Genomic DNA, 26,169 nt, shown 5'->3' with positions numbered 1-26,169 from the left:
CTTTATTTAGTTAACTGTCACACGTTGTCACAGGGTACAGCGTATGTATATATTGTATTTGCCAGCGCACAAGCACTCAAAATACACTGCTTACTCTATCACCTTCAGATAGAAAAGACAAAAGGAATTCCCCATCATGTCGGCTTTCACTCCATTTTGGAATGAAAGCGTCGCCTTTAGCTAAATGGCGGCTTTCATAAGTGTTACATCAAATGAAAAGCACCAATAAAGCGCAAATTGGGTATTAAAAAGTTGTGTGCGCAACGTTAATCGAGTCCGCTGCCGACTACAATATCCCCTTGTTTCATTGGCAAGAACACTGTCCACCCCATCATCTGCGATGATGACTGTAAGTTACTACGAATATGATGGCGATTAATCCGCGAGAATTTACGTCCGCAGACCGCCGACCCAATACCGTGTTGAAAATCAAAGGAGCACACCCACGGCGTACTCCTTGATAACTACTTCCTATTTACTTAGTACCAAACAAACGGTCACCAGCATCCCCCAAGCCAGGGAAGATGTAACCCGTCTCCGTCAGGTGGTCATCTAGGGCAGCAGCGTAAATTTCCACGTCCGGATGCTGTTCCTGGACCGCCTTAACGCCCTCAGGTGCAGCCACCAGGACGATGAGCTTCATGGCCTTGGCGCCCCGCTTCTTCAGCGCATCAATCGCCATGATGGCGGACCCGCCAGTTGCCAGCATTGGGTCCACAATCAGTAGTTCGCGCTGATCGATGTCGGTCGGCATCTTCACAAAGTACTCGTGTGGCTTCAACGTCTTTTCGTCACGATACATACCAATGTGGCCAACTTTGGCGGCCGGAATGAGTTCCAGGACCCCATCGACCATCCCGAGACCCGCACGCAAAATTGGTACAACCGCTAATTTCTTACCGGCAAGTTGCTTCTGGGTGGACTTGCCCATTGGGGTTTCAACCTCAACGTCCTCTAGCGGTAAGTCGCGTGTGATTTCATAAACCATCAACTCGGCAATTTCGTTCGCTACCTCACGAAATTCCTTAGTACCGACATTCTTGTCACGAATCAACGTCAATTTATGTTGAATCAGTGGATGATTTAAAACCGTAAACTTGCCCATCGTTATGTTCTCCTTTGCTTGTCGTGGCCCCACTCAGGCCATTATTCCGTTCATCAGTATAGCATAGACCACCGGCTTGCGGGTTACGATTCCGTTACCGGAAAATGTTCCCCACCAGCCGACTTGTTGATGCGATTCATGTACGCTGCGCCCAACCCCTCCTGGTCAAAGCCCTGCGCCAACACCAGTGACACATCGGGATGCAGATCAAAGTAGCGCAAGCCCGCAAACAGGTCGCGCGTCGCACTCGCTAAATCGCGGCCCAACGAGTACGTTTCCACACCTGCGGGCACCTGCGCCAACACTTGGTCGGTTGCGAGCACGCCAAAGTCGCGACCATCAGCCCGCGCCCACTCAATGGCCGCGGGAAAGTCGGCTAGGTGGTCCACAATCACTACCTGCGCGTCGGGAGCGTAGTGCTTATACTTCATCCCCGGTGCCTTTGGTGTCTCTTTGGCCCCAACATGGTGCTGATCGGTATTGACGGCACCCAAATCGGCCGTCAACATTTCTTCATCGACGAACCCCGGCCGCAATATGGCGGGCACGTTGCCGCTCATATCCAGTACGGTCGATTCTACGCCGACCCGCGCCGGGCCATCATCCAAAATGCCGGCGATGCGCCCATCCATATCGTGCAAAACGTGTTGCGCCGTAGTTGGACTTGGCTTACCAGACAGGTTGGCTGAGGGTCCGACAATGGGGTTACCCGCCAACCTGATTAACTCGCGCGTAGCCGCATTATCCGGGCAGCGAAATGCCGCTGTCTGCAAGCCGCCGGTCACCGTCGCGTCCAGGGCCCCCGGGATAATGTTCAGGATAATGGTGAGGGGGCCCGGCCAGTACTTGCGCATTAATTGCTCGGCGGCTGGTGTCACGTCCGCAAAGCGCCGCACCGTATCAATATCCGCCACCGTCACAATCAGCGGGTTATCACTCGGGCGCCCCTTGGCCGCGTAGACCTTCTTCACGGCGGTCACGTTCGTTGCATCCGCCCCCAAGCCGTAAACCGTCTCGGTCGGAAACGCGACCAACTCGCCTGCCCGCAACAAAGCGGCGGCGTCAGCAACCGTGTCCCGTGTAAAAACAGTTGTCTGCATAGTTTGCCTCCATAGTATTGTCCTACCTCAAAACTGTACTTTGAGCATGCGCGGGTGTCCCGCCATGTCGCGGCGAAATTCAGCCGTCGCCGCGGGCAGCATTACGCTCAACATGCGCTCAAGGGCCGGCTGCTGGTGGTAGCCAAACTCAAGGTACGCGGCCCCACCCGGATGCACGTGGTCGCCGACAGTCGCAAAGAAGCGGCGGAAGAGCGCCAGCCCGTGATCATCTGCAAACAGCGCCAGATGTGGTTCGTAATCTATCGTGCTGACATCCATCACCGACTCTTCATCGTGACTGATGTACGGAAGGTTCGTCACCACAAAGTCGAACCGTTGGGGCAACTCCGCGAAAAGGTCACTCTCCACCACTTCCACATTGGCACTAAGCGCATCCGCGTTACTCCGCGCCACCCGCAAAGCCGCGGCGGAGACGTCACTCAGCGTCATGTGCGTATTCGGCAGGTTCTGCGCCAGCGTAATCCCGATGGCGCCGCTACCGGTACCTAGGTCCAGGCCCGTCTTTGCAGCCTGCTGGTCGCTCAACACCCACGAAACCAACTCCTCAGTTTCAAACCGGGGAATCAGTACATCCGGGGTCACCCGGAACCAATCGTCGAAGAACGGCGCCCTACCCACCACGTACTGCGGCGGCACGTTGGCAATTAGTTGCTGCAGGTCGCGTTGCAACTGGTCATCAACGGCCGCGGGCATGACGTCCCGCGCATGCAGAATTAGGCGGCTACGCGTCCAGTTCAGCCGCGTGGTCAAAACGTAATCCGCGCCATCAGGTTCCAAGCCATGGCTCGATAAAAGGCGCTCCGCTTCGCGCAACGCCTCCCCGTAACTCCTAGACATCTAACTGCTCCAGCTTCTTGGCCTGATCCTGCACCACGAGGGCCGCAATAATCTCGTCCAAATCGCCGTTCATAATCTTGTCGAGCTTGTTCAGCGTCAAGCCAATGCGGTGATCGGTCACACGGTTTTGTGGGTAGTTATACGTACGAATACGCTCCGACCGGTCACCAGAACCAATGGCCGTCCGGCGCTTGGCCGCGTATTCCTCTTCATTTTGACTTTCGTAGTAATCGTACACACGACTCGTCAAAATCTGCATGGCCTTAACACGATTTTGTTGCTGGGAGCGCTGGTCCTGCATCGCCACCACGATCCCCGTGGGAATGTGCGTCATGCGGACAGCGGAACTGGTCTTGTTAATGTGTTGCCCACCAGCACCGCTGGAACGGTAAACGTCGGTCCGAATATCCTTCGGCTCCAGCTTGAAGTCCACCTCTTCGTACTCCGGCATTACACCGACCGTGGCAGTACTGGTGTGCACCCGGCCGGCACTTTCAGTTACGGGCACGCGTTGGACGCGGTGAGCCCCGTTTTCATACTTCAGCTTGGAGTATACGTTGTTTCCGGTAATCATGACCACGACTTCTTTGTAGCCACCCACTTCGGTTGGCGTGGAATCGATAATTTCCGTATTCCAGCCTGGTTTTCGGCATAACGCGTGTACATGTTAAGCAGGTCACCCGCAAAGAGGCTGGCCTCATCGCCACCGGCAGCACCACGAATTTCCATGATGATGTTTTTATCATCGTTGGGGTCCTTCGGTAACATCATGACCTTCATCTGCTCTTCCAGCTTGGCCTTCTGTTCACGGTCAGCGGCCAGTTCTTCTTTGGCCATATCCGCTAGTTCCTGGTCATCGCTGTCACGCATGATTTCGTCATTTTCGTCGATATCCTGCAGCAGTTGCTTGTACTGCTTGTATGCCGTCACCACCTCACGCATGGATCCTTCCTCTTTGGAAATTTCCATGAATCGCTTGGTGTCGGCGATGACCTCAGGATCGGCCATCATTTCCTCAATTTCCTCGTACCGGGCTAACACCCCGTCGAGTTGTTCAAAAATCTTATCCATAACCTATTCCTCTCCCCGTACATCCAGTGGCGGGTGAAAATAATGCTTGCGGCAAACCGGGTAGTACGACTCGTTACCGCCCATCATAATCTGCTCACCCTCGTACACCGGGTGACCGTTATTCACGCGCAGGTTCATGATGGCTTTCTTCGCGCAGAACCAGCAGATGGTTTTCATTTCTTCAATCTTATCGGCGTAAACCAGCAAGGCCTCACTACCTGCGAACAGGTGGTTTTGAAAGTCATTTTTCAACCCAAAGGCCATAACGGGAATGTGCAACTCGTCAACCACCCGGGCGCATTCAAACACCTGTTGTTGGGTCATAAACTGTGCTTCGTCGATCAACACACAGCTGGCGCCGTCGTCGATTTCTTGAACCATCGCAAAGACGTCACTATCCGGGAATACTGGATGAGCGTCACGTTCGAGGCCAATCCGGCTGGCAATATGACCCACCCCGGAGCGGGTATCGATACTACTATTCATGAGGATGACCCGCTTACCTTGTTCCTCGTAGTTGTGGGCCACCTTCAAAATTTCGATGCTTTTACCGCTGTTCATGGAACCGTAGCGGAAGAAAAGTTGTGCCATCTCGTGGCCTCCCCATGAATTTTCACTCCGTCTAGTATACAAAACTATCCGCAACATTTAAATAGGGCGTCGTTGCAGGTCGCCGGTTTCTGTGGCAGCCGTGGCTCCGGGATATGCCGGGGCTCATGGCCGGAGCTGCGCGCCTCACGCTCCCGCCCTGGCGGCTACCGCGAATTGCCGTAGCCCAAGCAAAACCCGCTCGGTCTAGCCAATTTGATTCTGTAAGTCATAACTGCCAGTACGTGCTAACGCACTACTGGCAGTAATTCCAACAGAACTACGGGCCTGCAGCCGCCACGATCCCCGGCCATATCCCCTCCACCACAACTGCCACAGAAACCTACATTTGCGTGTCACAATCCATGTGCCATTGTTCTTCTAACGACTCATGTGGGTTCAGTACCGATAATACCGATACCTCAGCATGATTTACTATGACGGGAAACAACAACCAATAAACCAACGTTATGCATCCTATATCCAACACAATTGTACGCCTAGCGATAACAATCAAAATTCCAAGAAGTACCGCTTACTTTCGTATTGGAGTATTGAACCAATATTAGCCTTGCACCCGCATTATTGCACTGGAATCCGAGATGTTCAGTATCATCAGAGGATGTTTCTCACCCAAATGGTATATGACCTACATAATTTGGCAACCTCGGTGGGTCTCATCAACGTAATGTTCATTCTGCACGGTAGGTGCCCATTGGCTTTACGGTGGAGAGATAATGGCGGGATGGTTGGCGGCTGTATGCCCGTAGTTCCGTTATGAGCGAAGCGAATTACGGAATCAAACGTTGGAACTCGAGCGTTTTTTTTGCTCGAGTTCCAACATTCGCGGTAGCCCGGGACGGGCGAGAGCGTGAGGCTCACAGCTCCGGCCAACCACCCCGCCATTATCTCGGAACCGTAAAGCCGATGGGCCCCGGCAATCCCTACACTACTTCCAGGATGAGACAACATAAAGAGGACGACATCACAGCGATGCCGTCCCAGTTTCATATACACTTATGCCGGTTGTTCAACCCGGAACGTCCGCTCCGCTAAACGAATGGCGACATCGCACCGCGCTGCCACCTCCGATTCGTGCGTGACGATAATGACACATTTGTGCTGCTCGTGTGCAATCTGTTGAAAGAGGTCGATCACCTCAACCGTGTTTTGTTCATCCAAGTTACCAGTCGGTTCATCCGCCACCACCAAAGGAGCGTCACAACAAATGGTGCGCGCTATCGCTACCCGCTGCTGCTGCCCACCTGACAGTTTCTGCACGTTCTTAACCATCTGCTCATCCGTCAGCCCTAGCTTGGCTAACATCTGCCGCGCAAATTCCTTATCACCTTTGTGCTGAGCACCTGTGATGGCCATCGCCGTCATCAGGTTTTCCAGTGCGGACATGTAGTTAAATAGGTTGTATGACTGGAAGACAATCGCAACGTCATGCTGGCGGTAATTTGTTAGTCCGACTTTGCTAATGTCCTGACCGTTGAATTCAATCACTCCAGCCTTGGGCACATCCAGTCCGGAAATCAACGACAGGAACGTCGTCTTCCCCGACCCCGACTGGCCAACAATCGCGTATGACTTGCCAGCGTCAAAGCTGAGCGTGACATTCTTAAAGAGTGCGTCGTCCTCATGACCATACCAATAGCCTAATTTCTTGGTTTCTAGCATTCAATCACCTTCCTACTCAATCAAAACCTTCTTCGGCTGTAGCCGTAAGATACCGCCGGCCGCCAGCATAATGGCCACCAGAATAATCATCAACCCCATACCGAAGAGCTGTAGCAAACTCCACACTGAAACCTGCGTGGAAATTTTTGCCTGTTGCTGTTTAGCCGTTGACATCATGTTGCCTGAACGACCCGGCATCTGCCCGCCGCCTTGGCTCGGACCACCGCCACCCATCTGGCCGCCTTGACCACCAGACTGGGAAGCAACCGTCATGGAGCTGGTACTTTGCGACTCCTGGCTAATCAGTTGCTGGCCAAGCTTATCACCAACGAACTTGCCACCGACAGCAGCAATCCCGACCGCCACAATGAGTACGGCGACCATTTCAGCGAAGAACTGGGCCACAACCTTCCAGCGGCGTTCGCCGAGGGATAGCAGCACACCAATTTCATACCGCCGCTCCCGGATCATCAAAATTACAATCAACGCAAGAATGATGGTCCCGGCGATGGCAACCAACCAGACAATCTTGTTGGCAAAGCTGGTGACGCTACTCATTGACGCCTTAACCTGCTTGTAACTACTATCATCGGTACTCAGGCTAAACTTGCTGGTATTAATCAGCTTCTTGCCCGCTGCCTTCACCGCACTCACTTTGGCCGGCTTGCTGACCGTGAAGACTACAGAATCTGCGGTACCCGCATACTTGGTCCCCTTAATCTTGTTGGCAAGCTGGTAACCCGTAAAGATGGTGTTCGCCGGATCGGATTGTCCCGGACCAGCGCTGGCAGTCGAGCTGCTCTTAGCTTTATAGATACCTACGACCTTGAGCGAATAAGTCTTCTTGGTCCCCGTTGTCGCCTTCACCTTGATAGTCGAACCAACTTTGAGGTTATTTTCACTCGCCAGCTCGCTTTCAATCACGACGTTGTTTGACCCCACGTCTTTGCTCGTCAGGCCCCGACCGGACTTAATCTTGTACGTCCCGTCGCTAAAGCTACTGTTACTGCTGGTACTCGAGACCCCACTCACGGTGACGCTACTCGTACTGCTAGAGTTGCTCATCCCCGGACCACCAGAGCCGTTGGAAGTCTGGATGGTATCAAAGCCAGATGCCTTCGCGGTTGTGGACACGCTGACGGCGTAGCTCTCAACGTTGTTCAGCCGGGCAATCTTTTGGGCCGTCTTCAACGACACCGGGGTCGTTGTAATGGTCGGTCGGCCTGACGGCTTACCACTGCTACTGCTCATGCTCCGCCGCATCTTTTTAAAGGCCGCGGAACGGTTAGCGGTCAGCGTCACCGTCGCGCCGACACTATCCTTGGCGTTCTCAGTCGCGGTGTTTGCGGCGTTGCGAATCAGTAACCCCGCCATGACGAACAACATGATTGCTGAAGTCACGAGAATTAATAATAATGTTCGGCCCTTCCTCGCGATGAGGTTGAGCCACGCACGTTTGACGAAGTTCATTTTTGCATCTCCTTGCTGCGCATTTGGACAGCGGCTGCGCGCCCCTGTGCCATAGCTAAGAAGATACTGAACAAAGATGACCAAAGTATGACCGATGTCAGACTAAACGCGGCAGTTTTTCCGCCTATTTGGCGGTGGCCGCGGGCAAATATGTGCACCCACCACTTTGGGGTGCACAATTTGGGGTTGGGGATCCACCCATCTCACGTGCAAAGATAAGTGCTAAAATAATTGCAGCAATCGATATATCTCACAACCGCATACTATAGAAAGAAGGCACAATTATGTGCACAAGCATGACCTACGCGACCAGTGACGGCCAATACTGGTTGGCTCGCACAATGGACTTTGGCTTTGAACTTGGCGGTAACCCCGTTGTTATTCCGCGTAAGTACAACTTTCAGAGTGTCACCGGACGGAGCTTCACGACCAAGTTTGGTTTTGTCGGTGCCGGCGCCAAACTTCAGGATTATATCGTTGTCGATGGCGTCAACGAGCACGGGCTCAGTGCCGCCACGCTGTACTTTAGTGATGAGGCGCACTACTCGGACCAGCCTGTTAGCGGAAAGCTCAACCTGGCATCATTTGAATTGGTGAACTGGATTTTGGGTGTCAACCAAAGCACCGCCGAGGTCCGCGCGCACTTGGACCAGATTAACGTCGTCAACTTTGCGCTCCCCCTACTCAAAGCCAACGTGCCACTACACTGGATAATTGCCGACCGGGCGGGTCATTGCGGTGTACTAGAGATGCAGGCGGAAGGTATTCACTGGTACGACAACCAGATCGGCGTAATGACTAACAGCCCCGACTTTGCCTGGCACCGGCAGAATCTGGCAACTACGTTCAGCTCGAAAACGGTGGCCAGCCTGACCGGCAATTCAATGGCTACACGGCCAAACAGATTGGGCCCGGCGCCGGTGCGTTAGGCTTACCCGGCGATTACACGTCGACCTCCCGGTTTGTCCGCGCCGCCTTCATGCGAGAATATGCTCCCGCTGTTCCTGACAAAGTGGCTATCAACACCGTCAACCACCTGCTCGAACCGTTCGACATTCCGCGCGGCGTCAAACTACAGGCCAACGGTAAGTTTGACTACACTCAGTATCGGGGTTACATGCAAATGAGTAACCCCACGTACTACTTTCAGCCATACCAAAGCAGCGATATTAGCGCCGTCCACCTCACCGAGGCGTTAATGAACAAAAGCACCGTCACTGATTTCCCGGTACCACGGGAACAACAGGTCACCGCGCTCAATTAATAAATTAACGGCCCAAAGTATCGCAATTGTGCGACGCTCTGGGCCGTTTGGGGTATTGGGATGGGTATGCAATTGCCCATCAAACATGCACGTGATACGCTTTCAGTACCAAATAAAGTCCACAACTTAAATACTGGGAGAGATATTTATGTCACGTCAAGATATGCGCCACCAACACCAACGAACTGGCTGGATTATCAGCGCCATCACTGCTGGGGTACTGTTGGCGATAACGATCATCGCGGTAATATTGGTCAACATGCGACCAGGAACACCCAACCAGGATAATCGTGTTGCCCAAAGCAGTAGTAGTGTGTTCACATCTAGCAGACAGTCAAAGGCGACTAATAACCAAGCTGGGGAAAGCACAAGTACTGCTCAAAGCGCACCGGATGCTGGCACCAAAACGGTTAGCGACCCGAGCAAGTATGATTATTTGAGTGGCATCTATGAAAATGGTGCAATCCCCACAATCAGCCTCGACTTTGGTAACCAAACATCATCTGGTGTCACGGCCTCCGGAGACGTTGCCGATTACTCATTCACCAAGGTGCTGCGACACCCAGATGGAACTTTGGTGGTCAATGTTTCCGGGTCATTTAAGTACAACGTTGACCCTAACAATAATTCCAGTAGTGAACAAACAGCCTACGTGCAACTAAGCTTTCTTATAGCTCCTCAGGGTGTTACCGTCACTAAGAACTGGCAAACGGGTAGTTCAATTACAGACAATTCCGATACGGATTCCACAAGATTTGCAATTGCTAATTCAAACGATGGCGGAAAAACGTTTAACATGTCCACCGCGTATGACAACTTTGAAAGCAATCAGAATCTGTACACATTACAGCAGTACTAAAGGTAATTGGTTATCTAACATCATTGCTCCTTTGCAGAAAATTCATAAACAATGGTTAGAATATCCATAAATTGAGGAGAAATAGGACGGTAAGCGGATAGAAAAATGTGCCAAGCTCCCAAGACGCCCCTATCCCGCTCCAAACAAAAAGACCAACAACACTGACTTAACAGCATTCCCGGTCTTGTCCGTACCACCCCAAAGTGGTCAAAATGGAGGTGAGGAGAATCGAACTCCTGTCCATTAACCCCGCCAACACATGGCTCTACACTCATAGTCGACCTATTTAAATCTCGCGAACGTGGCGCGCCGGCCAACCAGGCTAACCCACGAACGCATACCCACTATCTCTTGCGACAAGCTCGAGTAGCACCGGCCGCCGTAACCCAATGAGTTTGAGACCCGTATCTAGCCCTTGGGTGAAGCTAGGCGGATCACGCTTAAGCTACCTAGGCAGCGAGAGCGTAAGAGTTTTCGTTTTTAGCAGTTATATTAACTGTGCCGTTGATGACGGAGCCGAGCCCTCCGGAGTGCACCACATGCGCAGATGCCAATGTCGAGACCATTACACCCCCGATATTGCTATATTATTCTATCATCTCTGGCCGCTAAAATCAAAGCGGTGCCCCCGTGACGCCGGCTCGGCTAGCCCGTAACCCAGGTAAGGGAGCCGAGACCCACACCGCCTTTGCATCATGAACAAGTGTATACTGGTAGAAGGCATAACCAACACAAATAAAACTAATTAAACTAATTAATGAGGAAGGTTTACTGCTAATGAAAATTTTGATGATCGAAGACAACCAATCCGTTTCTGAAATGATGGATATGTTTTTCCAAAAGGAAGGTTGGGAATACGTGAACGCGTACGATGGCGAGGAAGGACTCGACCAGTTCAAGTCCAATCCCGACGACTTTGACCTCATTACCCTTGACCTCAACCTACCCAAACTGGACGGCATGGCTGTGGCCAAAGAAATTCGCGCCATCAGCTCCACCGTCCCGTTGATCATGCTGACCGCCCGCGACACTGAAAGTGATCAGGTTCTGGGTCTGGATATTGGCGCGGATGATTACGTGACCAAGCCATTTTCTCCAATCACCCTCATTGCGCGGATTAAGGCACTCCACCGTCGCGCGGAAATTGGCGGGGACAGTGAAACCACCACGGACAATGGGGATTACGATGTAACCACCAACCACTTCAAGCTCAGTACCAAGACCCGTGAGGCTTACCTCAACGACGTCGAAATCGAGGGTCTGACACCCAAAGAGTTCGATTTGTTACGCACCCTGGCCAGCAATCCGAAACAAGTATTCTCCCGTGATCAGCTACTGCAGCTGGTGTGGGAATATGAATATTTCGGTGATGAACGAACCGTGGATGCCCACATCAAGAAGTTACGGCAAAAGATTGAGAAGGTCGGCCCCCAGGTCATCCAAACTGTTTGGGGGGTGGGCTACAAGTTTGATGACTCGGGTCTCGATCAATGAAATTAATCTACCAACAAATGATTGGTATGTTGACCACCATCATCGTCTCGCTGCTGGTGGTGGCTGCTCTTTTCATTCATTCCACCACCACTGCGGCCTGGGAAGACAACTTTCGCCAACTGTCCAGTTACACCAGCAATCTGGAACAGAATGCGCTACTCAATAAGTCCACCATCAACAGTGAATTTATTCAAAGTAGCGAACGGATTCTGAGCGGTCAACACGTCAACTTTGTCATCTATAACTCGAAAAATCAGATGCGCTATCCGGGCGTGGCGGGCGGTAGTATTCAGTCGAAATATTGGCAACAACTGAAATCCGGTGACAGTGTAGCCGTCAAGGCGGCAACCACCAACCCGCGCAACGGCAAGACGCAAAACATCACAATCTTCTACCGCCCCGTATTCTATTCGGGAAAACTACTCTACGTTATCGCGGCATACGAACCCGTAGAGGCCATTCAAACGACCATTAGTAAGACCAAGCGGAGTGTCCTCATCGGGTTCATTATTTCTGCTACCGTGGCCGTGATTTTGAGCTACTTTATCGCCCGGTACACTAACCGCCGGATTGACCGGTTGCGTAACGCCACGCACGAAGTTGCTCAGGGCAACTATGACGTTGAGTTGGAAACCACGGGTCGTGATGAAATTAGCGAACTCGCCAGCGACTTTAGCAACATGACCGACTCACTCAAAGCAAGCGAAAAAGAAATTGAACGCCAGGAGGATCGGCGGCGTCAGTTCATGGCCGATGCGGCTCACGAAATGCGGACCCCACTGACCACGATTAACGGCCTGCTTGAGGGGCTAGCGTACGATGCCATTCCCGAAGAATCAAAGGCCAAGAGTATTGAGTTGATGCAAAACGAAACGAAGCGCCTCATCCGGATTGTGAACGAAAACCTGGATTACGAAAAGATTCGGACTAACCAAATCATCCTGCAACGGCAGACGTTTAAAGCCAAGCGCGACATTGACAACGTCACTTTGCAGCTCCATCAGAAAGCAGAAAGTGCCGGGGATGAGCTCATTGTCGACGTACCAGAGGACCTGATGGTGTACGCCGACCACGACCGCTTCGTGCAGATTATCTTCAACATCGTGCAAAACGCCATTCAATTTACCCAGAACGGCCACGTTCGAATCACCGGTCAACGAGGCTACCAGCAGGCCGAGTTCAGCATTAGTGATGATGGTATCGGGATGAGCGCAGACCAGGTGCAAAACATCTGGGAGCGGTACTACAAAGCTGACCCGTCGCGGAAGAACACCAAGTACGGTGAATCCGGCCTCGGCTTAGCCATTGTGCACCAGCTGGTGGCGCAACATGGTGGTACTATCGACGTTCAATCAGAGTTAGGAGCCGGGACCACGTTCCATATCACCTTCCCTGATGAACAAGAAACTAATGACGCACAACCAGCGGACGCATAATGAATAATAGGCCACACCTTCTGCATGGAGGGTGTGGCCTGTTTTGTGTGGGCCTGGATAGCTGTTGGTGTCCGCGGAAACGAGACGAGCTACGCGGCGACGCATAAGCTACTAACACCTAAATGCCAAGTGCATTGCCATTTCAATTCCGGTTGAATGCTACCCCGCTCCCGTATTACTCGTGCGTATGAAAACGAGCTGCGCCCCGCAGAAACCGACGTATAAGCAGCTCCAAACAAGAATCCAAGTGCGGGATTCTCGTTCGGAGCCACTTATACTCTGGTTTCTAACCGCGGGGCTCCGCTCTCTTCATCTAAACGAGCTGCGCAGGCCAGAAAGCGACGCATAAGCTACTAACACCAAAAGGCCAAGTGCATTGCCATTTCAATTCCGGTTGAATGCTACCCCGCTCCCGCATTACTTGTGCGTATGAAAACGAGCTGCGCCCCGCAGAAACCGACGTATAAGCAGCTCCAAACAAGAATCCAAGTGCGGGATTCTCGTTCGGAGCCACTTATACTCTGGTTTCTAACCGCGGGGCTCCGCTCTCTACCTCAACAATTCCCTATACCCCGCCCTCGTTCCGTTATAAACAATGGCCGTATACCTAGTCCCCGTTCCACCAGGCAACGGTGCGCCCGTCGTGTATTCCCAAAACGCGTGCGTGCCCACATCCCCATGCTGCGTGCTAATCACCATCCGTGGTGCCCCTTTGGCCACACTTTGTACCAACTTCAACACCGTTGGACTGCCCATGATCACCACTCGCCGCCCGGTATAATGCTGCGTCAACAAATTAACGAATTGCTGCAAGTTCTGGGACAACCGCTCCCGACTAGGCAACTCCGTGTACGCCGTCACGTATACACCAATCGGTAACGTCCCCGTATTACTCCCCACGTGCTTGAAAAAGGAGTCCGCCTGCGCAGTGGGCGTACTGTCAAAACTAAAGTAGTGGTACACACCAACGTCCACACTGGACGCGATTCCCGCACTATAGTTCGTGTTGAAATTATCATCAAAGTAACTGCTGCCCTGCGTCGCCTTGAGGTACGCAAAGGTCACCCCCTGTGTATGCAGAGAGGTGAAATTTTGCGTACCGTCGCTTTGGGTCAACTGCACCCCCAAAACCGGATATCGATGCACGCTTGGGCGCGGATTACGTAGCGCAAAGTAAGCCACCGTCGCAACAATAATCAATACGACCGCCACCGCCAGGCCGGTAATGCCCCAACGTCGGTGTTTGGCAAAGGTGTCTGCGTAAATTGGCTGTTTATTCCGCATAACGTTCCTCCGAATTACGATTTTACCAGCGGATCATAGAATTGATGGTATTCCTCCGCACTAATATCAGCGCCGTTAACCATCACCACAAACGGCACCCCGTACGTCCAGTATTGAATGGACGTCATTCGGTACCCATTACGAATGTAAAAATCCCGGCGGCGTACGCGCTCTGAGTAATTAGCCGCCTGTGGGTCCAGCACCTCAATCTCTAAAGCAATCCGCTGTTGCGGCATCATCCCCCGCATCAGCTGCAAAGCGGCACTACCATTACCTTGCCCGCGCAGTGCCGGCATCATGGCAAAGTAGCCTACCAGGGTCAGATCAGCACGAGTGATGGTAGTCATAAAACCACAGAACTCGTCGTTGCGCGTAAACACCCATAGCTTATCCGTGTAGCCATTAAGCGGGCTTTGCACTAACCGCTTGAATGGCACCCGCTCCGCCGCTGGAAATGCGTCCACGTATAGTTGTTCGACCTGCGGCAAAATTGGAGCGTGTCTACCAACTGCAGTAGCAACCAGTTCACTTGGTGTGTCCATGACAGTATCCCCCTTGCTTTAAACGGTTGGGTAGTCGAACGTTCCCGCCGTTGGCTCGTATGCGGGCATCCCAGTCACCGCGCGGTACAACGCACGCTCAATGCTGAACGGCGCGTCGCTGCTGGAAACGGCATACGGTACCTTCTGGCTCTTCGCAATTTTGACGCTCGTGTTGGTCGTCACGTGGTGCACCTCATCCGTAATCAGTACCATCAAATCCGCGTGCCCCACCTTGGTTTTAAGCTGGCTTCCCTTCGTGGCGTCGGTGGCGGTTACCTGACCACCGTTATGCGCAGCTACAACCAAAGCCATATCGTTGCTGTTGGCGGCGTTTCCGACAAACAATACCCGGCGGCCGTCCAAATCAAACGGTATTTTCACCGTGTAACCTTTGGGCGTGGCGTCCAGGTCCCCTTTGACCGTCTTCTTGGTCCCCCGCTTCTGCGCCATCGCCGCAAGGTCAGCGTCATCATCACCGTGAACCCAAGACACGACTGCGCGTTGCGGGCCCTCGGCGCTATACCACGAGAGGTCCACAATGTCGCCGGCTTGCAGGCCCAACCGCTCCACGTCGGCGGGGCGAATTAGAAATTTGAACGGTACATCGTCGTCCGTTGTTAATAATGGGTGCTGATTGAAGTTATTGGTGGCACTCAAAGTATAGTCTGCGGGCAACCGCTTATCCCGTTGCAAAACTGCAAACTGCACGCCATTAATTTGCGGGGTCGCCGTTGATTTGGATTTGGCTACAAGCCGGATGTTGGGTGCCTGGCCGGGCACCGCGTCGTCAGTGTCTAACTGCACGGTGTCCCCGTCATCCAGTCCCAACGTACGGACCTGCTTTTCGGAAACGTACTGGTCGCCAACCTCGGCGCCGATTAAGCGCCGCTCAACCCGAAAGATATCCGTAGGTGCGGCGGGCACCGGTTCGTCAGGGGCTGGTGCGTAATCGTAATTTGCGGCGCCACTGCTGGCAGCAGCCAACGACACGGCCGCAACACTGGGCGTGGTCGCCACTGGTTGCGCGAGGTGCGGTGGCCAGCATACTTGCTGACCAGCTCAATTGCCTTCATTACCACCGGCTGATTGGCGGGTGTCATGAGCGCGAGTAATTCCCGCACGTCATGCTGGTACTCTTCTGTTAACGTCATAATGATTATTCTTTCCTCCACGCGCACCCCATATACCTAGGCACACTTTGCCTTGATTTGCGTTCACGCCAATAGGCTTCACTGATTGGCCAATATTTGTTCAGTTACCCTGCGGACTGTGCTGAGTAGCGAGTCCAGTAACTGCGGATCAACCAACTGGGTTACCTGCTGGTCACGTTCCGCAAAGATGTTCTCCACTGCACTGAACTGCGAGCGTCCCTGAGCCGTCAGAAAAAGTTGCTTTTGCCGCCCGTTATCTTGGGGCACCCGTCGCTCAAGTAAGTGATTACGGACCATCACCTTGAGTATGTTGGTCACCGTCGCTGCGGGCTTACCCAGCACCGTGGTCAATGGTCGCTGGATGGTCCCAGGGTGAGCAGCCACGTAGTTCAGGATGCGGGCCTGATACATGGTGATTCCAAGGGCCTTCACCTGCTGTTCAAAATATAATTGATTCACCTGGTTAAATTCAAAGACGGCCTCAACCAGACCGCCACGACCGTTAACTCGCATTTTCCCGCCTCCATGCTGTCTCACTAACAGTTTAATTAACAACTGTTGCTTTGACAACCTACGTACAAAAAGGTACACTATTCGCGAAACACTTGTAATTACAACTTTAAGCAAATGATGGGGGTACACCTATGTCACTGACACAACAACAGGTTGAGGACACGAAGCGCGAGTTTGCCGCTAACTTTGAACTCACGGGCAAAACACCGGCAGCGGTTGCTGCTGACCTACACATTACTACCACCAAGCTAGAAAGGCTCATGACCCTCCAGCAACAATCACTGAATGATCCGTGGATATTGCGCAACTATCTGTTACAGGCCGTTACTGCAGCGGGCGAGACCCCAATACCCTTCACCGCCCTCAGCGGCGATTGGCATCGTCACTGGTTCCTAGACGCTGACGCGATTGATCGAGGACACATGACTGCGGGTGATTATTAGGACTATACAAAAACCGTTGCGCCGGCCAAAAACTTTGGCGATTGCGCAACGGTTTTTCTTGCATTTTTTGATCCGCACCTAACCCACTACCGGCAGCATGTTCGTCTGCATTCCGCAAACCTTCGCCGCCAGCCGGTTACCCAGGCCCACGGCGTCGCGCACCGATAGGCCCTGAGCCAAGCCTGCGAGCATCCCACCACAATGACTATCGCCCGCACCAACCGTGTTGACCACATCGACGTGTTCACCCGGCACGACACCTTTGTCAGTCTCACTAACGTAATAATACGTACCCTGAGCCCCCAGGGTTACGATGACCGGCTGATGTGTGAGGTTATGCAGATAGGCCACCCGTTCATCAAAGGTGTCCCCTTCGCCCACCTGCGGCAACTCAACCTCGTTGCAGTGCACCATCACGCCCGAGCGTAATAAATCCATGAGTAACGCGTGGTCCACGCTTTGAATACGCGCGGCCACATCAAATAAGACGGTTGAGTCCGGACGGCGGTGGCTATAGAAAGCCGCGACGTCCTGGGCCACCTGTGGGTTCGTCAGTTGAAAGCCACTCAGGTACAAATAGTCATACTGCGTCATGTCCAGTTGCTTCAGCCAATCAGCACGCATCAGTTGCTCCATCCCGGGCAACACGATGAAGGTACGCTCCCCATCCGGTTCGATCATGGCCACGGTCCAGCCGTTATCCGCCGTACCCGGGATAACGTGCGGCGTTTCACCAATTTTCCGAATGTGGTCACTAATATGGTCTGCGTTAGGACCGTGACCAACCGGTACAAACAAGTCGGCCTGGGCACCCGCATAGCGTAGTGCACAAAACGCATTAATGGCACAGCCTCCCACTTGGTACTCAGTAAAGTCGCCCAGCACGTTGCCCCCGCTAACCGGCACTCCGGGGATGTCCATCAGTGCGTCTACGAGCGCGGTGCCAAAAATCAAAGTCGAGTTCATCAAAGTTATCCTTCCGTTACGATCTCAGCATTAATTACAATTCTTGCGTATCGAGTATCCGCGCGTACACGGGCATCAATATCCGCTCTACCAACCCATGCAACTGCGCACGACTCGGGGCGTCCCGATGGCCGTAGAAAATCGACCCAGCCGTTAATACTGGTAATTCATACATCAAGTCATCCACATCATCAAGGTTGACGTGGCCCCGCTCGGCAGCACGGCCAAAGATCCGGCGCACAATTTGGGTGAGATAATTCCGCCCGGCAAACCGATCAAAAAAAATCCCCAATGCTGATACCGTGTAGCCGTTCACGTAACAGCCCCATAATGTTGCCGTAGTGCATTTGTTCCATGACGGTGAAAATTTCATCGTACATCGCCAATAAATCAGAGTGGACGGTACCAGTATCCGGCTCCTTAAATTGCTGAACTGGAATTCTTGACCGAATGGCCGCCAAAACAACATCTGTTTTGGAGGGCCAGCGACGGTACAACACGCTCTTGTTGGTGTGAGCGTGACGTGCAATCAGTTCCATGGTCAAATCTTCATACCGTGTAGTTTCCAGCAATGTGAGTGTACTAGCTAATATGTCTGCTTCCAGCGCCGCTCCACGTCGGCGCGTGCGCTTGGCTTGACCGTGATTTTGATCAGTTTGTTCAGTCATTCAACCGCCCCCCGTAATGATTCCAGATAATTTTACCATACGTTTCCACTCCTAGCGTTAGTTTCACCGTTCGCCATGTAACTGGCAGACTGCTCACCAATACCAACAAAGTAATCCCGACCTCAATTACGGTTGACTTTCTTTTAACGTAGGTTTAAGGTACTCGAGTACCCAATTTTAGAAACTAAAGTACCTTATTTGAGGAGGCCATTAACATATGACTGCAAGAACTACCAAAACAAACGCACTGCCACGATCAGTAGTGAATCAAGCATGGATTATTGTACTGGGGGCCATCGCTCCCTTATTAGATTCAACCATGGTCAACATTGCACTTGATCACCTGGCTCGTAGCTTCAACACCGGTCTCGACACCGTTCAGTGGGTCGTAACGGGTTACATGCTCGCCATGGTGGTGGCGGTCCCCTTCACTGGTTGGCTGAACGACCGGTTTGGTGGCAAAACCGTATTCTTGATTGCTGAAATTATCTTTGGTGTGATGTCACTGGGTGCGGCGCTGTCCTGGAACATCACCAGTTTAATTACATTCCGCTTATTTCAGGGCTTTGGTGCCGGACTCATCACCCCACTTCTAACTACACTACTAGTTGACGTCGCGGGATCAGGAGCTATGGGGCGGCTTATGGCCATTGTGGGGTTACCGATTATGCTCGGCCCAATCGTTGGTCCGGTGGTTGGTGGTCTGATTGTCCAGTACCTTAACTGGCGCTGGATCTTCTTTGTTAACATCCCCGTAGTAATAATTGCGGTCACCCTTATCTGGTTCCGTCTTCCCCAGATGACACCCAAAAACCCACACTCCCGGTTTGATTGGATCGGTGTTACGCTACTGTCGTTGATGTCCGCCAGCATTATCTACGGTATTGTCCAGGCAAGTCAAAAAGCTAACCTGACCAATAGCACAACCCTTACCTACGTGTTAATTGGGATCGCACTCGCGGCCGCGTACGTTATTTACGCGTGGTTACGACCAACTAGTGCAGTGGTTCCACTATCACTTTTTCACCACATCAACTTCTCAGCTTCAATGCTGGGATTATTCATTGCAGGTATCGTTACCAACGGCCCGATGCTCTTATTGCCACTATTCTTCCAAAACTTACGGGGAGAATCAGTCGCCATCGCCGGTCTATCATTACTGCCACAAGGGATCGGTATGCTCCTCGCCCGTCCAGTGGTTGGCCAATTGATCGACCGTATTGGTGCACGGTGGGTAGCAGTTGGTGGCCTAGCCATCACTATGGTCGGGTCTGTGCCCTTTATCTACTTTGACCAACACACCGCTTATTGGCTATTAACCATCGTCCTCTTCGTCCGGGGTATTGGTGCCGGCGCAATTCTCAGTCCCCTAATGACCGACGCTTTGTAGGGGCGGATCCAAAGCTTTCCGGGCAGGTATCCATTGCTACCCGGATAATGCAAAATGTTGGTGGCGCCTTTGGTTCCGCCGTCCTCGCCACGGTCGTGGTCAACTTTCAGAACCAACACAGCCGCACATTAAGCCACATCGCGGTGAGCTACCAGCAGGGGTTCCTATGGGCCGTCATCTTCACGGCAGTGCTCATGCTACCGTCACTGTTTCTCACCAACCGCTTAGGCAAAGCCGCAGCTTAACGTCGTCACAGCATCATTACCAAACAAAAAGTTCATTACTTCTGACCGCCATACGCAACGGATAGAAGCAATGAACTTTTTAATTACACCGTTAAAACAGGTGGAGCCCAACCTGTAGTGGCATGGTAATCAAACCAACCACGGTCAGCACAACAGCACCACCAACATAGCGCCATTCGTTAGCCAACATCACGTTAATGCCCTCAAGCCCGTCAACACGGCGGCGACGACGTGCGAGCCACAGGCTGACTTCGCCATATACAACCAAAACTACCGGAATGGTAAAGACCATGTACCGCGGTCCCGTGGCATCCACTACCCCATTACCGTTCCAGTGCGTCACGACCCGCCCGTGGCTAACCACCAGTAGCACCAGACCGACTATCACCAATACGGCATCCAGTCCGCGCATAATCCACACTAGTCGTTTCACAACAACCGCCCCCTAATAATTCAAGGTTGCTTACAGTAGACAGCGCCGTTTTAGCGTCGCTCCTGCCACCAACGAATCTACCCCGCGTCAACACCGTCACGCTTTCCACGTGGGTGGTTTGCGGGAACATGTCGACCGGCTGGGTTTCTTCGGCGTGATAACCAAAGTCCTGCAGCAAAGCAATGTCGCGGGCAAGTGTGGCCGGGTTACACGAAACGTAGACCACCTTCTTGGGCAGCATTACACCCACGGCATCAATAAAATCACCCGCCAAACCTTTGCGCGGTGGGTCAACCATCAACACGTCGGCGGCCAAACCGTTCTCACGCCACGTCTGCATTACGTCTTCGGCTTTGCCTAGTTCAAAGGTGACGTTGTCGATACCGTTAATTTCTGCGTTCACCCGCGCATCAGCAACTGCAGCCGGGACCACCTCAACACCATAGACGTGCTGCGCGTGACGGGCCATCGTTAGGCTAATCGTCCCGATACCAGAGTACGCATCAATGACAACTTCTTTGCCCGTTAAGCCAGCAGCGTCCACGGCCAGCTTGTAAAGGTTCTCGGTTTGTCGCGGATTGACCTGGTAAAAACTGGTCGCCGAAATACGGAACGTACTGCCCAGCAGTTGGTCTTCCAAGTAATCGTGGCCGTACAGGGTCCGGGAACGCCGACCCAAGATAACGTTCGTGGCATCCGGGTTCATGTTCAACACGATACTCGACACCTCAGGAATGGCGGCAGTAATGCCCGCCACAATTTCATCAGCGTGAGGTAGGTCGCGCGTCCGGGTAATTAGTACCACCATCGTCTGGTGGGTGTAATACCCGCGCCGCACCATCACGTGCCGAATCACACCCGTGTTGTGGGCCTCGTCGTACGCCGGCACGTTGTACTGACGTAATAGGTCACGCACAACCAGAACGGTTTGGTCAATGGCCGGATCTTGGATGTAGTAATCCTCGATGGGAATCAAAGTGTGACTGCGCCGCCGGTAGAAGCCGGTCTCCAGTTGTCCGTTAACCTCGCGGACCGGAATCTGCGCCTTGTTGCGGTAACCGGTCTGCATGGGTGCTGCCAAAGTCGGGGCTACGTGGATGTCCAGATGCGACTTCTTAAATAGTTGCTCAATCTGATTTTGCTTGAACTTCAACTGTGCAGGATAGGCCAGGTGCTGCAGTGGGGCAATGCCAGTCTGCGCGTACACGCGGTTAGACACTGCCACACGGTCGGGTGATTCCTTGTAAAACTGCTTCACGAAGGCAAAGCCATAGTTTTTGTTTGCCTTAGTGACGTGGATTAATACTTCCTCGCCCGGCAACGCGTTATCCACGAACAGCGGGTAACCGTCAACTTTGGCGACCCCCATCCCCTCGTACGATAGGTCACTGACGGTCACCTTAACTTCCTGGTTCTTCTTTACGGGTGTTTGCATTATTGAAATACCTCTTTCTACGGGCACTAACACCAATTGCTTACATACTGACTAAAGGAGCCGGAAATATCGCCCCGACTCCTTTATCAACTATTGATAATACTAACTGACTAAATTACCGGTGGCAACAACGCGGTTAACGTACTGCCACCGTCACCGCCATAATGCGGCCACAAACAACTAGCCTACTTGAACTCGTCGTCCGATCCGCCAATCGTACCGTCACCGTTGAGATCCTGTTCCGAGATGCGTTCCACCTCGTTCATCAGCTCCTCTTGTGAGAGCTGATTTTGCGGGGCAATGTTGGCGTCGGGAATATCATCCACGTTGGCGAACATCTCGATATGGCGGCTCAAGTTCAAGAACGTCATCGGCGTATCACCGCCATACTCACCGTCCAGGTTGATTTTCAACGGCTCCCCATCAGTGCGGGTGGCCTCAATTTTGGCCGTCTTTGCGTAGATGATATTGTCATCGTCCACGTGCTTACCACCGTTGAAGACCATGGCAATTAGCTTCAGAATTTCACCCAAGTTCGCGGTTTTAACCACAATCATGGTGAACTTACCGTCACCCAATTCAGCGTCAGGCACAATCTGCTCGAAACCACCAATTGAGTTGGTCAAGCCAATCAAAAACATGGACGCCTGCCCATCATACTCACCATCGTCAAACTTGATGTGCATCGGCACGTTTTTCATGGCGGGTAACATTTCGGCACCTTTGATTAGGTACGCGAGGTAGCCAAAGATGGACTTGAACTCGCTGGGCACCCCGTAGGTTAACTCGGTCAATGAACCACCACCAGCGATATTCATAAAGTACTTATCGTTGGCCTTCCCGATGTCCATGCGTAGCGTCTGACCGCGTGCAATCACCTTGGCGGCGGCAACCGGATCTTCCCGCGGGATGTGAAGCGCCCGCGCGTAATCGTTAGTGGTGCCGGCGGGAATGATACCCATCCGGGGACGGTGCTTGCACGGGGCAATCCCGTTCACCACTTCGTTGATGGTGCCATCCCCACCGGCGGCAACCACTAGGTCAAAGCCAGCCTTGCTCACGCGGGCGGCTTCATCCCGTGCCGACAGTGGTGCGGGTGTCGTCCGGTAAGCCGAAGCCTCGTAGCCGGCACTCTCCATCACGTCCAAAATGTCGGCAACGTATTTACCCATACCTTCGTTACCACTGGTCGGGTTATAAATTAATCGTGCACGCGGCTGCATGTGACTCCTCCTCAACAATTACTGCGGGTACCAACGCGGTTCCAATCGTAATCCACGTCGGCTAGCGCTTCTTAATCTCACTCATCAAAATCTGGTTAACGACCTTAGGGTTGGCCTTACCACGAGTCTGCTTCATGATCTGACCCACCAAGAACCCAATGGCACGGTCCTTACCGTTCTTGAAGTCCTCGATACTCTGTTCATTGGCATCCAGGATGTCCGTGATAATCGGTGTCAGCACGGCAGGATCGGATTCCTGCACCATGCCTTTAGCCTTCACCCATGCCTCTGGGTCGGTATCGTTCTTGATGATTTCCGCAATCACCTTCTTGGCAATCTTGCTAGAGATTGTCCCGTCGGTAATCAGCTTGATCATCGCTGCGAGGTGCTCTGGCGTCAACGCAATGTCGGGCAATTCCACCTGCTGATCGTTTAGGTAGGCGGATACGTCACCCATCAGGTAGTTGGACGCTTGCTTAGCGTCCGCACCAAGTGCCACGACCTGGTCAAAGAAATCTGACATTTCCTTGGTGTTAGTCAGCACACCAGCATCGTATTCGGGCAGTCCCAACTCTTGAACGTACCGCTGCCGGCGGACTTTGGGTGCCTCTGGTAATTTAGCGGCAACCTCATCCACCCAGTCTTGTGATACCACGACTGGCGGCAGATCAGGTTCAGGGAAGTAACGGTAATCATCCGCACCTTCCTTAACCCGCATCAGGATGGTTGATTGCTAGGTTCATCCCAACGCCGAGTCTCCGGACGAATCGTCTGGCCCGCCATCAGCAAGCCAATCTGACGCTTCTGTTCAAAGGCCAGCGCGCTCCGAACGTAGTTAAAACTGTTCACGTTCTTGATTTCGGTCTTGGTACCGTACTCCTTTTGCCCAATCGGCCGGACCGACAAGTTAGAGTCGGCACGCATGGAACCTTCCTCCATCTTCACGTCGGAAGCCCCGGTAAACTGCACGATTTGACGGAGTGTTTCAAGGTACTGGTACGCCTCTTCGGGTGATTCGATGTCCGGTTTCGACACGATTTCAATCAAAGGTGTCCCCTGCCGGTTCAAGTCAACGTAGGAATAACCGTCGTCAGCATGCGTGTTCTTACCCGCATCCTCTTCGACGTGCAGCTCCTCAATCCCAATCTTCTTAGTCTTGCCATCCACTCAATCTCCACGTAACCATTGGTGGCTAACGGGGTTTCGGACTGGGTGATTTGGTAGGCTTTGGGGTTATCGGCGTAGAAATAGTTCTTCCGGTCAAAGTGGGTAAAGCGGGTAACGTCGGCGTGCAGGGCCAACGCAACCATGATTCCTAGTGAGTACGCCCCGCGGTTTGCGGACGGTAGTACCCTGGGTACCCCCAGTCAATGACATTTGTAGCGGTGTTAGGGTCCGCACCGTACGTTACCGGTGACGGTGAGTACATCTTACTCTTGGTCTTCAACTCAATGTGGACCTCGAGCCCAATGGTGGTTTCAAAGTTCATTAGTTCTGCCCCCCTGGAGTCTGGTCCTTGTAGTCGTTAGCATCCTCAAACGCAGCCGCTGCCTGGTAAATCGTGGCCTCATCAAAGGCCTTACCAATCAGTTGCAGGCCAATTGGCATACCGTCGACAAAACCACCGTTAATCGACGCAGCTGGTAGGCCAGCCAAGTTGACGGGAATCGTCAAGATGTCGTTCATGTACATCGTCAGCGGGTCCGTCACCTTCGAGCCAACTTCAAAAGCTGGCGTCGGTGTGGTTGGGCCCATCACCAGGTCGTAATCCTTGAAGACATCCTCAAAGTCGCGGCTAATTAGGGTCCGCACCTGTGCGGCCTTCTTAAAGTACGCATCGTAGAACCCAGCACTCAGACTGAAGGTCCCGAGCATAATCCGCCGCTTGACCTCGTCGCCAAAGCCTTCGGAGCGGGAACGCACGTAAACCGACTCGAGTGACTGCACGTCTTTGGCCCGGAAACCGTAACGGATCCCGTCAAAACGCTGCAAGTTCGAGCTAGCTTCTGAACTAGCGATGATGTAGTAAGTCGGCACCGCGTACTGTGTATGTGGCAGGCTGACCGTCTCAACAGTTGCACCCATTGCCCGAAACTGTTCAGCAGCAGCTTCGATGCGCTCGCGCACGCCGGCATCGACCCCTTCACCCAGGTACTCCTTCGGCAAAGCAATCTTCATGCCCTTAATGGACTGACCAATCTTCGCACCCAGGTCTTCCTGCGCACGGGGAACGGTCGTCGTATCGCGTTCGTCCGCGCCAACGATGGCGTTCATCACGTGCGCGGAATCACGCACGGAACGCGTCAACGTCCCAATGGCATCCAGGCTGGAGCCAAAGGCGATCAGGCCCCAGCGCGACACGCGACCGTACGTTGGCTTAAAACCAACAATACCGTTGAACGCGGCTGGCTGGCGAATTGAGCCACCAGTATCGGAACCCAAAGCGACCAAAACTTCGCCGGAAGCGACAGCCGCAGCGGAGCCACCGGAAGAACCACCTGGTACCTTGGTGTGGTCCCACGCGTTCTTAGTGGTTTTGAAGGCGGAATTTTCCGTTGAAGAACCCATGGCAAATTCATCCATGTTGGTCTTACCAACAACAATCATCCCCGCCTGACGCAGCCGTTCAATTACCGTTGCATCGTAAATGGGTACAAAGTTGGCCAGCATCTTGGAAGCAGCCGTTGTCGTCAGGTCCTTCGTGACAATGTTGTCCTTGATGGCAACCGGGATCCCGGCCAAAGTCGCGTCAGCGGCAATGCCCTGGGCGTCCTGGTCTTGGGCATCCTTAGTGGCCGTTTCTTCATTCAACGCCAAAAAGGCCTGGACGTCGTCGTCCTTGGCCGCAATGGCTTTGAACGTGGCATCGGTCAGGTCAGCACTGGTCGTTTTACCAGCCACCAAGTCGGAGTGTAACTGCTCAATATCGGTCTTATAGTAATCCACGC

General features: G+C 52.9%; 23 protein-coding genes, 1 other RNA gene and 5 pseudogenes. 7 read left to right on the top strand and 22 right to left on the bottom strand.

The features are described from left to right. Positions 1–475: 475 nt before the first annotated feature. The 7 genes and pseudogenes from upp to JCM12539_RS01720 all read right to left on the bottom strand — a co-directional run bounded on the left by upp (position 476) and on the right by JCM12539_RS01720 (position 7,875). The gene (gene upp, locus JCM12539_RS01750; RefSeq protein ID WP_054648783.1) at positions 476–1,105 is read right to left on the bottom strand and encodes a uracil phosphoribosyltransferase; all 630 of its coding nucleotides are present in this window, start codon (positions 1,103–1,105) and stop codon (positions 476–478) included. An 83-nt stretch (positions 1,106–1,188) separates the two neighbouring features. Next, positions 1,189–2,205 carry an L-threonylcarbamoyladenylate synthase gene (locus JCM12539_RS01745; protein ID WP_054648781.1) on the bottom strand — a complete coding sequence of 339 codons (1,017 nt, stop codon included), beginning with the start codon at positions 2,203–2,205 and terminating at the stop codon, positions 1,189–1,191. Positions 2,206–2,232: 27 nt separating this feature from the next. After that, a complete protein-coding gene (prmC, locus tag JCM12539_RS01740; protein WP_054648778.1) occupies positions 2,233–3,063 on the bottom strand; it encodes a peptide chain release factor N(5)-glutamine methyltransferase in 831 nt (276 codons plus the stop codon). Beyond that, a pseudogene (gene prfA, locus JCM12539_RS01735) lies at positions 3,056–4,134 on the bottom strand (peptide chain release factor 1). Before prfA ends, prmC begins: the two are co-directional and overlap by 8 nt. Before the next feature lie 3 nt (positions 4,135–4,137). Next, positions 4,138–4,725, bottom strand: a complete 588-nt coding sequence (locus JCM12539_RS01730) for a thymidine kinase (RefSeq protein WP_082405278.1) — start codon at positions 4,723–4,725, stop codon at positions 4,138–4,140. Positions 4,726–5,739: 1,014 nt separating this feature from the next. Then, entirely contained in the window at positions 5,740–6,405 is a 666-nt protein-coding gene (locus JCM12539_RS01725; RefSeq protein WP_054648774.1) for an ABC transporter ATP-binding protein, read from the bottom strand. Between the two features lie 12 nt (positions 6,406–6,417). Beyond that, entirely contained in the window at positions 6,418–7,875 is a 1,458-nt protein-coding gene (locus JCM12539_RS01720; RefSeq protein ID WP_054648772.1) for an ABC transporter permease, read from the bottom strand. Between the two features lie 284 nt (positions 7,876–8,159). Between JCM12539_RS01720 and JCM12539_RS01715 the strand changes: the two are divergent. Both JCM12539_RS01715 and JCM12539_RS01710 read left to right on the top strand, forming a co-directional pair. After that, positions 8,160–9,139 (top strand): annotated as a pseudogene (locus JCM12539_RS01715) (choloylglycine hydrolase family protein). Between the two features lie 148 nt (positions 9,140–9,287). After that, positions 9,288–9,998 (top strand): hypothetical protein, encoded by a 711-nt coding sequence (locus tag JCM12539_RS01710; RefSeq protein WP_054648770.1) that lies wholly within the window; start codon positions 9,288–9,290, stop codon positions 9,996–9,998. 210 nt (positions 9,999–10,208) lie between these two features. On the opposite strand, the gene ssrA is transcribed toward JCM12539_RS01710, so the two are convergent. Further along, positions 10,209–10,573: a transfer-messenger RNA gene (ssrA, locus tag JCM12539_RS12485) on the bottom strand. A gap of 202 nt (positions 10,574–10,775) precedes the next feature. On the opposite strand from ssrA, the gene JCM12539_RS01705 reads away from it, so the two are divergent. Together JCM12539_RS01705 and JCM12539_RS01700 are read left to right on the top strand one after the other, a co-directional pair. After that, positions 10,776–11,492, top strand: coding sequence for a response regulator transcription factor (locus JCM12539_RS01705; RefSeq protein WP_054648768.1), 717 nt, complete (start codon positions 10,776–10,778; stop codon positions 11,490–11,492). After that, positions 11,489–12,928, top strand: coding sequence for a sensor histidine kinase (locus JCM12539_RS01700; RefSeq protein WP_054648766.1), 1,440 nt, complete (start codon positions 11,489–11,491; stop codon positions 12,926–12,928). The genes JCM12539_RS01705 and JCM12539_RS01700 overlap by 4 nt, the downstream gene beginning before the upstream one ends. 549 nt (positions 12,929–13,477) lie before the next feature. Here the strand turns inward: JCM12539_RS01700 and JCM12539_RS01695 are convergent. From JCM12539_RS01695 to JCM12539_RS01680, 4 genes are all read right to left on the bottom strand, one after another. Further along, on the bottom strand, positions 13,478–14,212 hold the full coding sequence (locus tag JCM12539_RS01695; protein ID WP_082405277.1) for a GH25 family lysozyme: 735 nt from the start codon (positions 14,210–14,212) through the stop codon (positions 13,478–13,480). Positions 14,213–14,226: 14 nt separating this feature from the next. Next, entirely contained in the window at positions 14,227–14,754 is a 528-nt protein-coding gene (locus JCM12539_RS01690; RefSeq protein WP_054648764.1) for a GNAT family N-acetyltransferase, read from the bottom strand. Positions 14,755–14,772: 18 nt separating this feature from the next. After that, positions 14,773–15,771: a DUF2325 domain-containing protein gene (locus tag JCM12539_RS01685; protein WP_054648762.1), complete on the bottom strand. Its 999-nt coding sequence runs from the start codon at positions 15,769–15,771 to the stop codon at positions 14,773–14,775. Between the two features lie 212 nt (positions 15,772–15,983). Beyond that, entirely contained in the window at positions 15,984–16,418 is a 435-nt protein-coding gene (locus tag JCM12539_RS01680) for a MarR family winged helix-turn-helix transcriptional regulator (protein WP_054648760.1), read from the bottom strand. Positions 16,419–16,549: 131 nt separating this feature from the next. On the opposite strand from JCM12539_RS01680, the gene JCM12539_RS01675 reads away from it, so the two are divergent. Beyond that, positions 16,550–16,861, top strand: a complete 312-nt coding sequence (locus tag JCM12539_RS01675; protein WP_054648758.1) for a DUF2316 family protein — start codon at positions 16,550–16,552, stop codon at positions 16,859–16,861. Positions 16,862–16,939: 78 nt separating this feature from the next. Here JCM12539_RS01675 and JCM12539_RS01670 read toward each other — a convergent pair whose 3' ends face one another. The 3 genes from JCM12539_RS01670 to JCM12539_RS01660 are packed head-to-tail and all read right to left on the bottom strand — an operon-like array spanning position 16,940 to position 18,495. Then, positions 16,940–17,827, bottom strand: a complete 888-nt coding sequence (locus JCM12539_RS01670; protein WP_054648756.1) for a PfkB family carbohydrate kinase — start codon at positions 17,825–17,827, stop codon at positions 16,940–16,942. 34 nt (positions 17,828–17,861) lie between these two features. Further along, positions 17,862–18,143, bottom strand: coding sequence for a hypothetical protein (locus tag JCM12539_RS01665; RefSeq protein ID WP_156301981.1), 282 nt, complete (start codon positions 18,141–18,143; stop codon positions 17,862–17,864). Further along, the gene (locus JCM12539_RS01660; protein ID WP_054648752.1) at positions 18,103–18,495 is read right to left on the bottom strand and encodes a TetR/AcrR family transcriptional regulator; all 393 of its coding nucleotides are present in this window, start codon (positions 18,493–18,495) and stop codon (positions 18,103–18,105) included. Before JCM12539_RS01660 ends, JCM12539_RS01665 begins: the two co-directional genes overlap by 41 nt. 217 nt (positions 18,496–18,712) lie before the next feature. Here JCM12539_RS01660 and JCM12539_RS01655 point away from each other — a divergent pair, with 217 nt between their 5' ends. Next, on the top strand, positions 18,713–19,885 hold the full coding sequence (locus JCM12539_RS01655) for a DHA2 family efflux MFS transporter permease subunit (protein ID WP_225350169.1): 1,173 nt from the start codon (positions 18,713–18,715) through the stop codon (positions 19,883–19,885). A 47-nt stretch (positions 19,886–19,932) separates the two neighbouring features. Next, positions 19,933–20,130 (top strand): hypothetical protein, encoded by a 198-nt coding sequence (locus tag JCM12539_RS13740; protein ID WP_225350168.1) that lies wholly within the window; start codon positions 19,933–19,935, stop codon positions 20,128–20,130. Between the two features lie 91 nt (positions 20,131–20,221). On the opposite strand, the gene JCM12539_RS01650 is transcribed toward JCM12539_RS13740, so the two are convergent. The 7 genes and pseudogenes from JCM12539_RS01650 to gatA all read right to left on the bottom strand — a co-directional run bounded on the left by JCM12539_RS01650 (position 20,222) and on the right by gatA (position 26,167). Further along, the gene (locus tag JCM12539_RS01650) at positions 20,222–20,518 is read right to left on the bottom strand and encodes a DUF1648 domain-containing protein (protein ID WP_225350177.1); all 297 of its coding nucleotides are present in this window, start codon (positions 20,516–20,518) and stop codon (positions 20,222–20,224) included. Between the two features lie 121 nt (positions 20,519–20,639). Beyond that, a pseudogene (gene rlmD, locus JCM12539_RS01645) lies at positions 20,640–22,001 on the bottom strand (23S rRNA (uracil(1939)-C(5))-methyltransferase RlmD); the annotation flags it as partial. 182 nt (positions 22,002–22,183) lie between these two features. Continuing rightward, positions 22,184–23,221, bottom strand: coding sequence for a diacylglycerol kinase (locus JCM12539_RS01640; RefSeq protein ID WP_054648748.1), 1,038 nt, complete (start codon positions 23,219–23,221; stop codon positions 22,184–22,186). A 61-nt stretch (positions 23,222–23,282) separates the two neighbouring features. Beyond that, positions 23,283–23,744 carry an Asp-tRNA(Asn)/Glu-tRNA(Gln) amidotransferase subunit GatB gene (locus JCM12539_RS14995; RefSeq protein WP_369396036.1) on the bottom strand — a complete coding sequence of 154 codons (462 nt, stop codon included), beginning with the start codon at positions 23,742–23,744 and terminating at the stop codon, positions 23,283–23,285. 168 nt (positions 23,745–23,912) lie between these two features. Continuing rightward, positions 23,913–24,388, bottom strand: a pseudogene (locus JCM12539_RS15665) (Asp-tRNA(Asn)/Glu-tRNA(Gln) amidotransferase subunit GatB); the annotation flags it as partial. Continuing rightward, positions 24,286–24,650 (bottom strand): annotated as a pseudogene (locus JCM12539_RS15660) (hypothetical protein). The pseudogenes JCM12539_RS15665 and JCM12539_RS15660, both read right to left, overlap by 103 nt. Positions 24,651–24,709: 59 nt before the next feature. Continuing rightward, complete coding sequence (gene gatA, locus JCM12539_RS01630) at positions 24,710–26,167, bottom strand: Asp-tRNA(Asn)/Glu-tRNA(Gln) amidotransferase subunit GatA (RefSeq protein ID WP_054648746.1); 1,458 nt, start codon at positions 26,165–26,167, stop codon at positions 24,710–24,712. Positions 26,168–26,169: the final 2 nt, after the last annotated feature.

Source organism: Lacticaseibacillus pantheris DSM 15945 = JCM 12539 = NBRC 106106, assembly GCF_001311175.1.
GTDB lineage: Bacteria > Bacillota > Bacilli > Lactobacillales > Lactobacillaceae > Lacticaseibacillus > Lacticaseibacillus pantheris.
Note: the sequence above shows the minus strand (reverse complement) of the source record. Positions and strands in the feature narration are given on the sequence as shown.

Coding starts and splice junctions, on each gene's coding strand:
- upp (WP_054648783.1), bottom strand. CDS start 1,105: ATGGGCAAGTTTACGGTTTTAAATCATCCACTGATTCAACATAAATTG.
- JCM12539_RS01745 (WP_054648781.1), bottom strand. CDS start 2,205: ATGCAGACAACTGTTTTTACACGGGACACGGTTGCTGACGCCGCCGCT.
- prmC (WP_054648778.1), bottom strand. CDS start 3,063: ATGTCTAGGAGTTACGGGGAGGCGTTGCGCGAAGCGGAGCGCCTTTTA.
- JCM12539_RS01730 (WP_082405278.1), bottom strand. CDS start 4,725: ATGGCACAACTTTTCTTCCGCTACGGTTCCATGAACAGCGGTAAAAGC.
- JCM12539_RS01725 (WP_054648774.1), bottom strand. CDS start 6,405: ATGCTAGAAACCAAGAAATTAGGCTATTGGTATGGTCATGAGGACGAC.
- JCM12539_RS01720 (WP_054648772.1), bottom strand. CDS start 7,875: ATGAACTTCGTCAAACGTGCGTGGCTCAACCTCATCGCGAGGAAGGGC.
- JCM12539_RS01710 (WP_054648770.1), top strand. CDS start 9,288: ATGTCACGTCAAGATATGCGCCACCAACACCAACGAACTGGCTGGATT.
- JCM12539_RS01705 (WP_054648768.1), top strand. CDS start 10,776: ATGAAAATTTTGATGATCGAAGACAACCAATCCGTTTCTGAAATGATG.
- JCM12539_RS01700 (WP_054648766.1), top strand. CDS start 11,489: ATGAAATTAATCTACCAACAAATGATTGGTATGTTGACCACCATCATC.
- JCM12539_RS01695 (WP_082405277.1), bottom strand. CDS start 14,212: ATGCGGAATAAACAGCCAATTTACGCAGACACCTTTGCCAAACACCGA.
- JCM12539_RS01690 (WP_054648764.1), bottom strand. CDS start 14,754: ATGGACACACCAAGTGAACTGGTTGCTACTGCAGTTGGTAGACACGCT.
- JCM12539_RS01680 (WP_054648760.1), bottom strand. CDS start 16,418: ATGCGAGTTAACGGTCGTGGCGGTCTGGTTGAGGCCGTCTTTGAATTT.
- JCM12539_RS01675 (WP_054648758.1), top strand. CDS start 16,550: ATGTCACTGACACAACAACAGGTTGAGGACACGAAGCGCGAGTTTGCC.
- JCM12539_RS01670 (WP_054648756.1), bottom strand. CDS start 17,827: ATGAACTCGACTTTGATTTTTGGCACCGCGCTCGTAGACGCACTGATG.
- JCM12539_RS01660 (WP_054648752.1), bottom strand. CDS start 18,495: ATGACTGAACAAACTGATCAAAATCACGGTCAAGCCAAGCGCACGCGC.
- JCM12539_RS01655 (WP_225350169.1), top strand. CDS start 18,713: ATGACTGCAAGAACTACCAAAACAAACGCACTGCCACGATCAGTAGTG.
- JCM12539_RS13740 (WP_225350168.1), top strand. CDS start 19,933: ATGCAAAATGTTGGTGGCGCCTTTGGTTCCGCCGTCCTCGCCACGGTC.
- JCM12539_RS01640 (WP_054648748.1), bottom strand. CDS start 23,221: ATGCAGCCGCGTGCACGATTAATTTATAACCCGACCAGTGGTAACGAA.
- JCM12539_RS14995 (WP_369396036.1), bottom strand. CDS start 23,744: ATGTCAGATTTCTTTGACCAGGTCGTGGCACTTGGTGCGGACGCTAAG.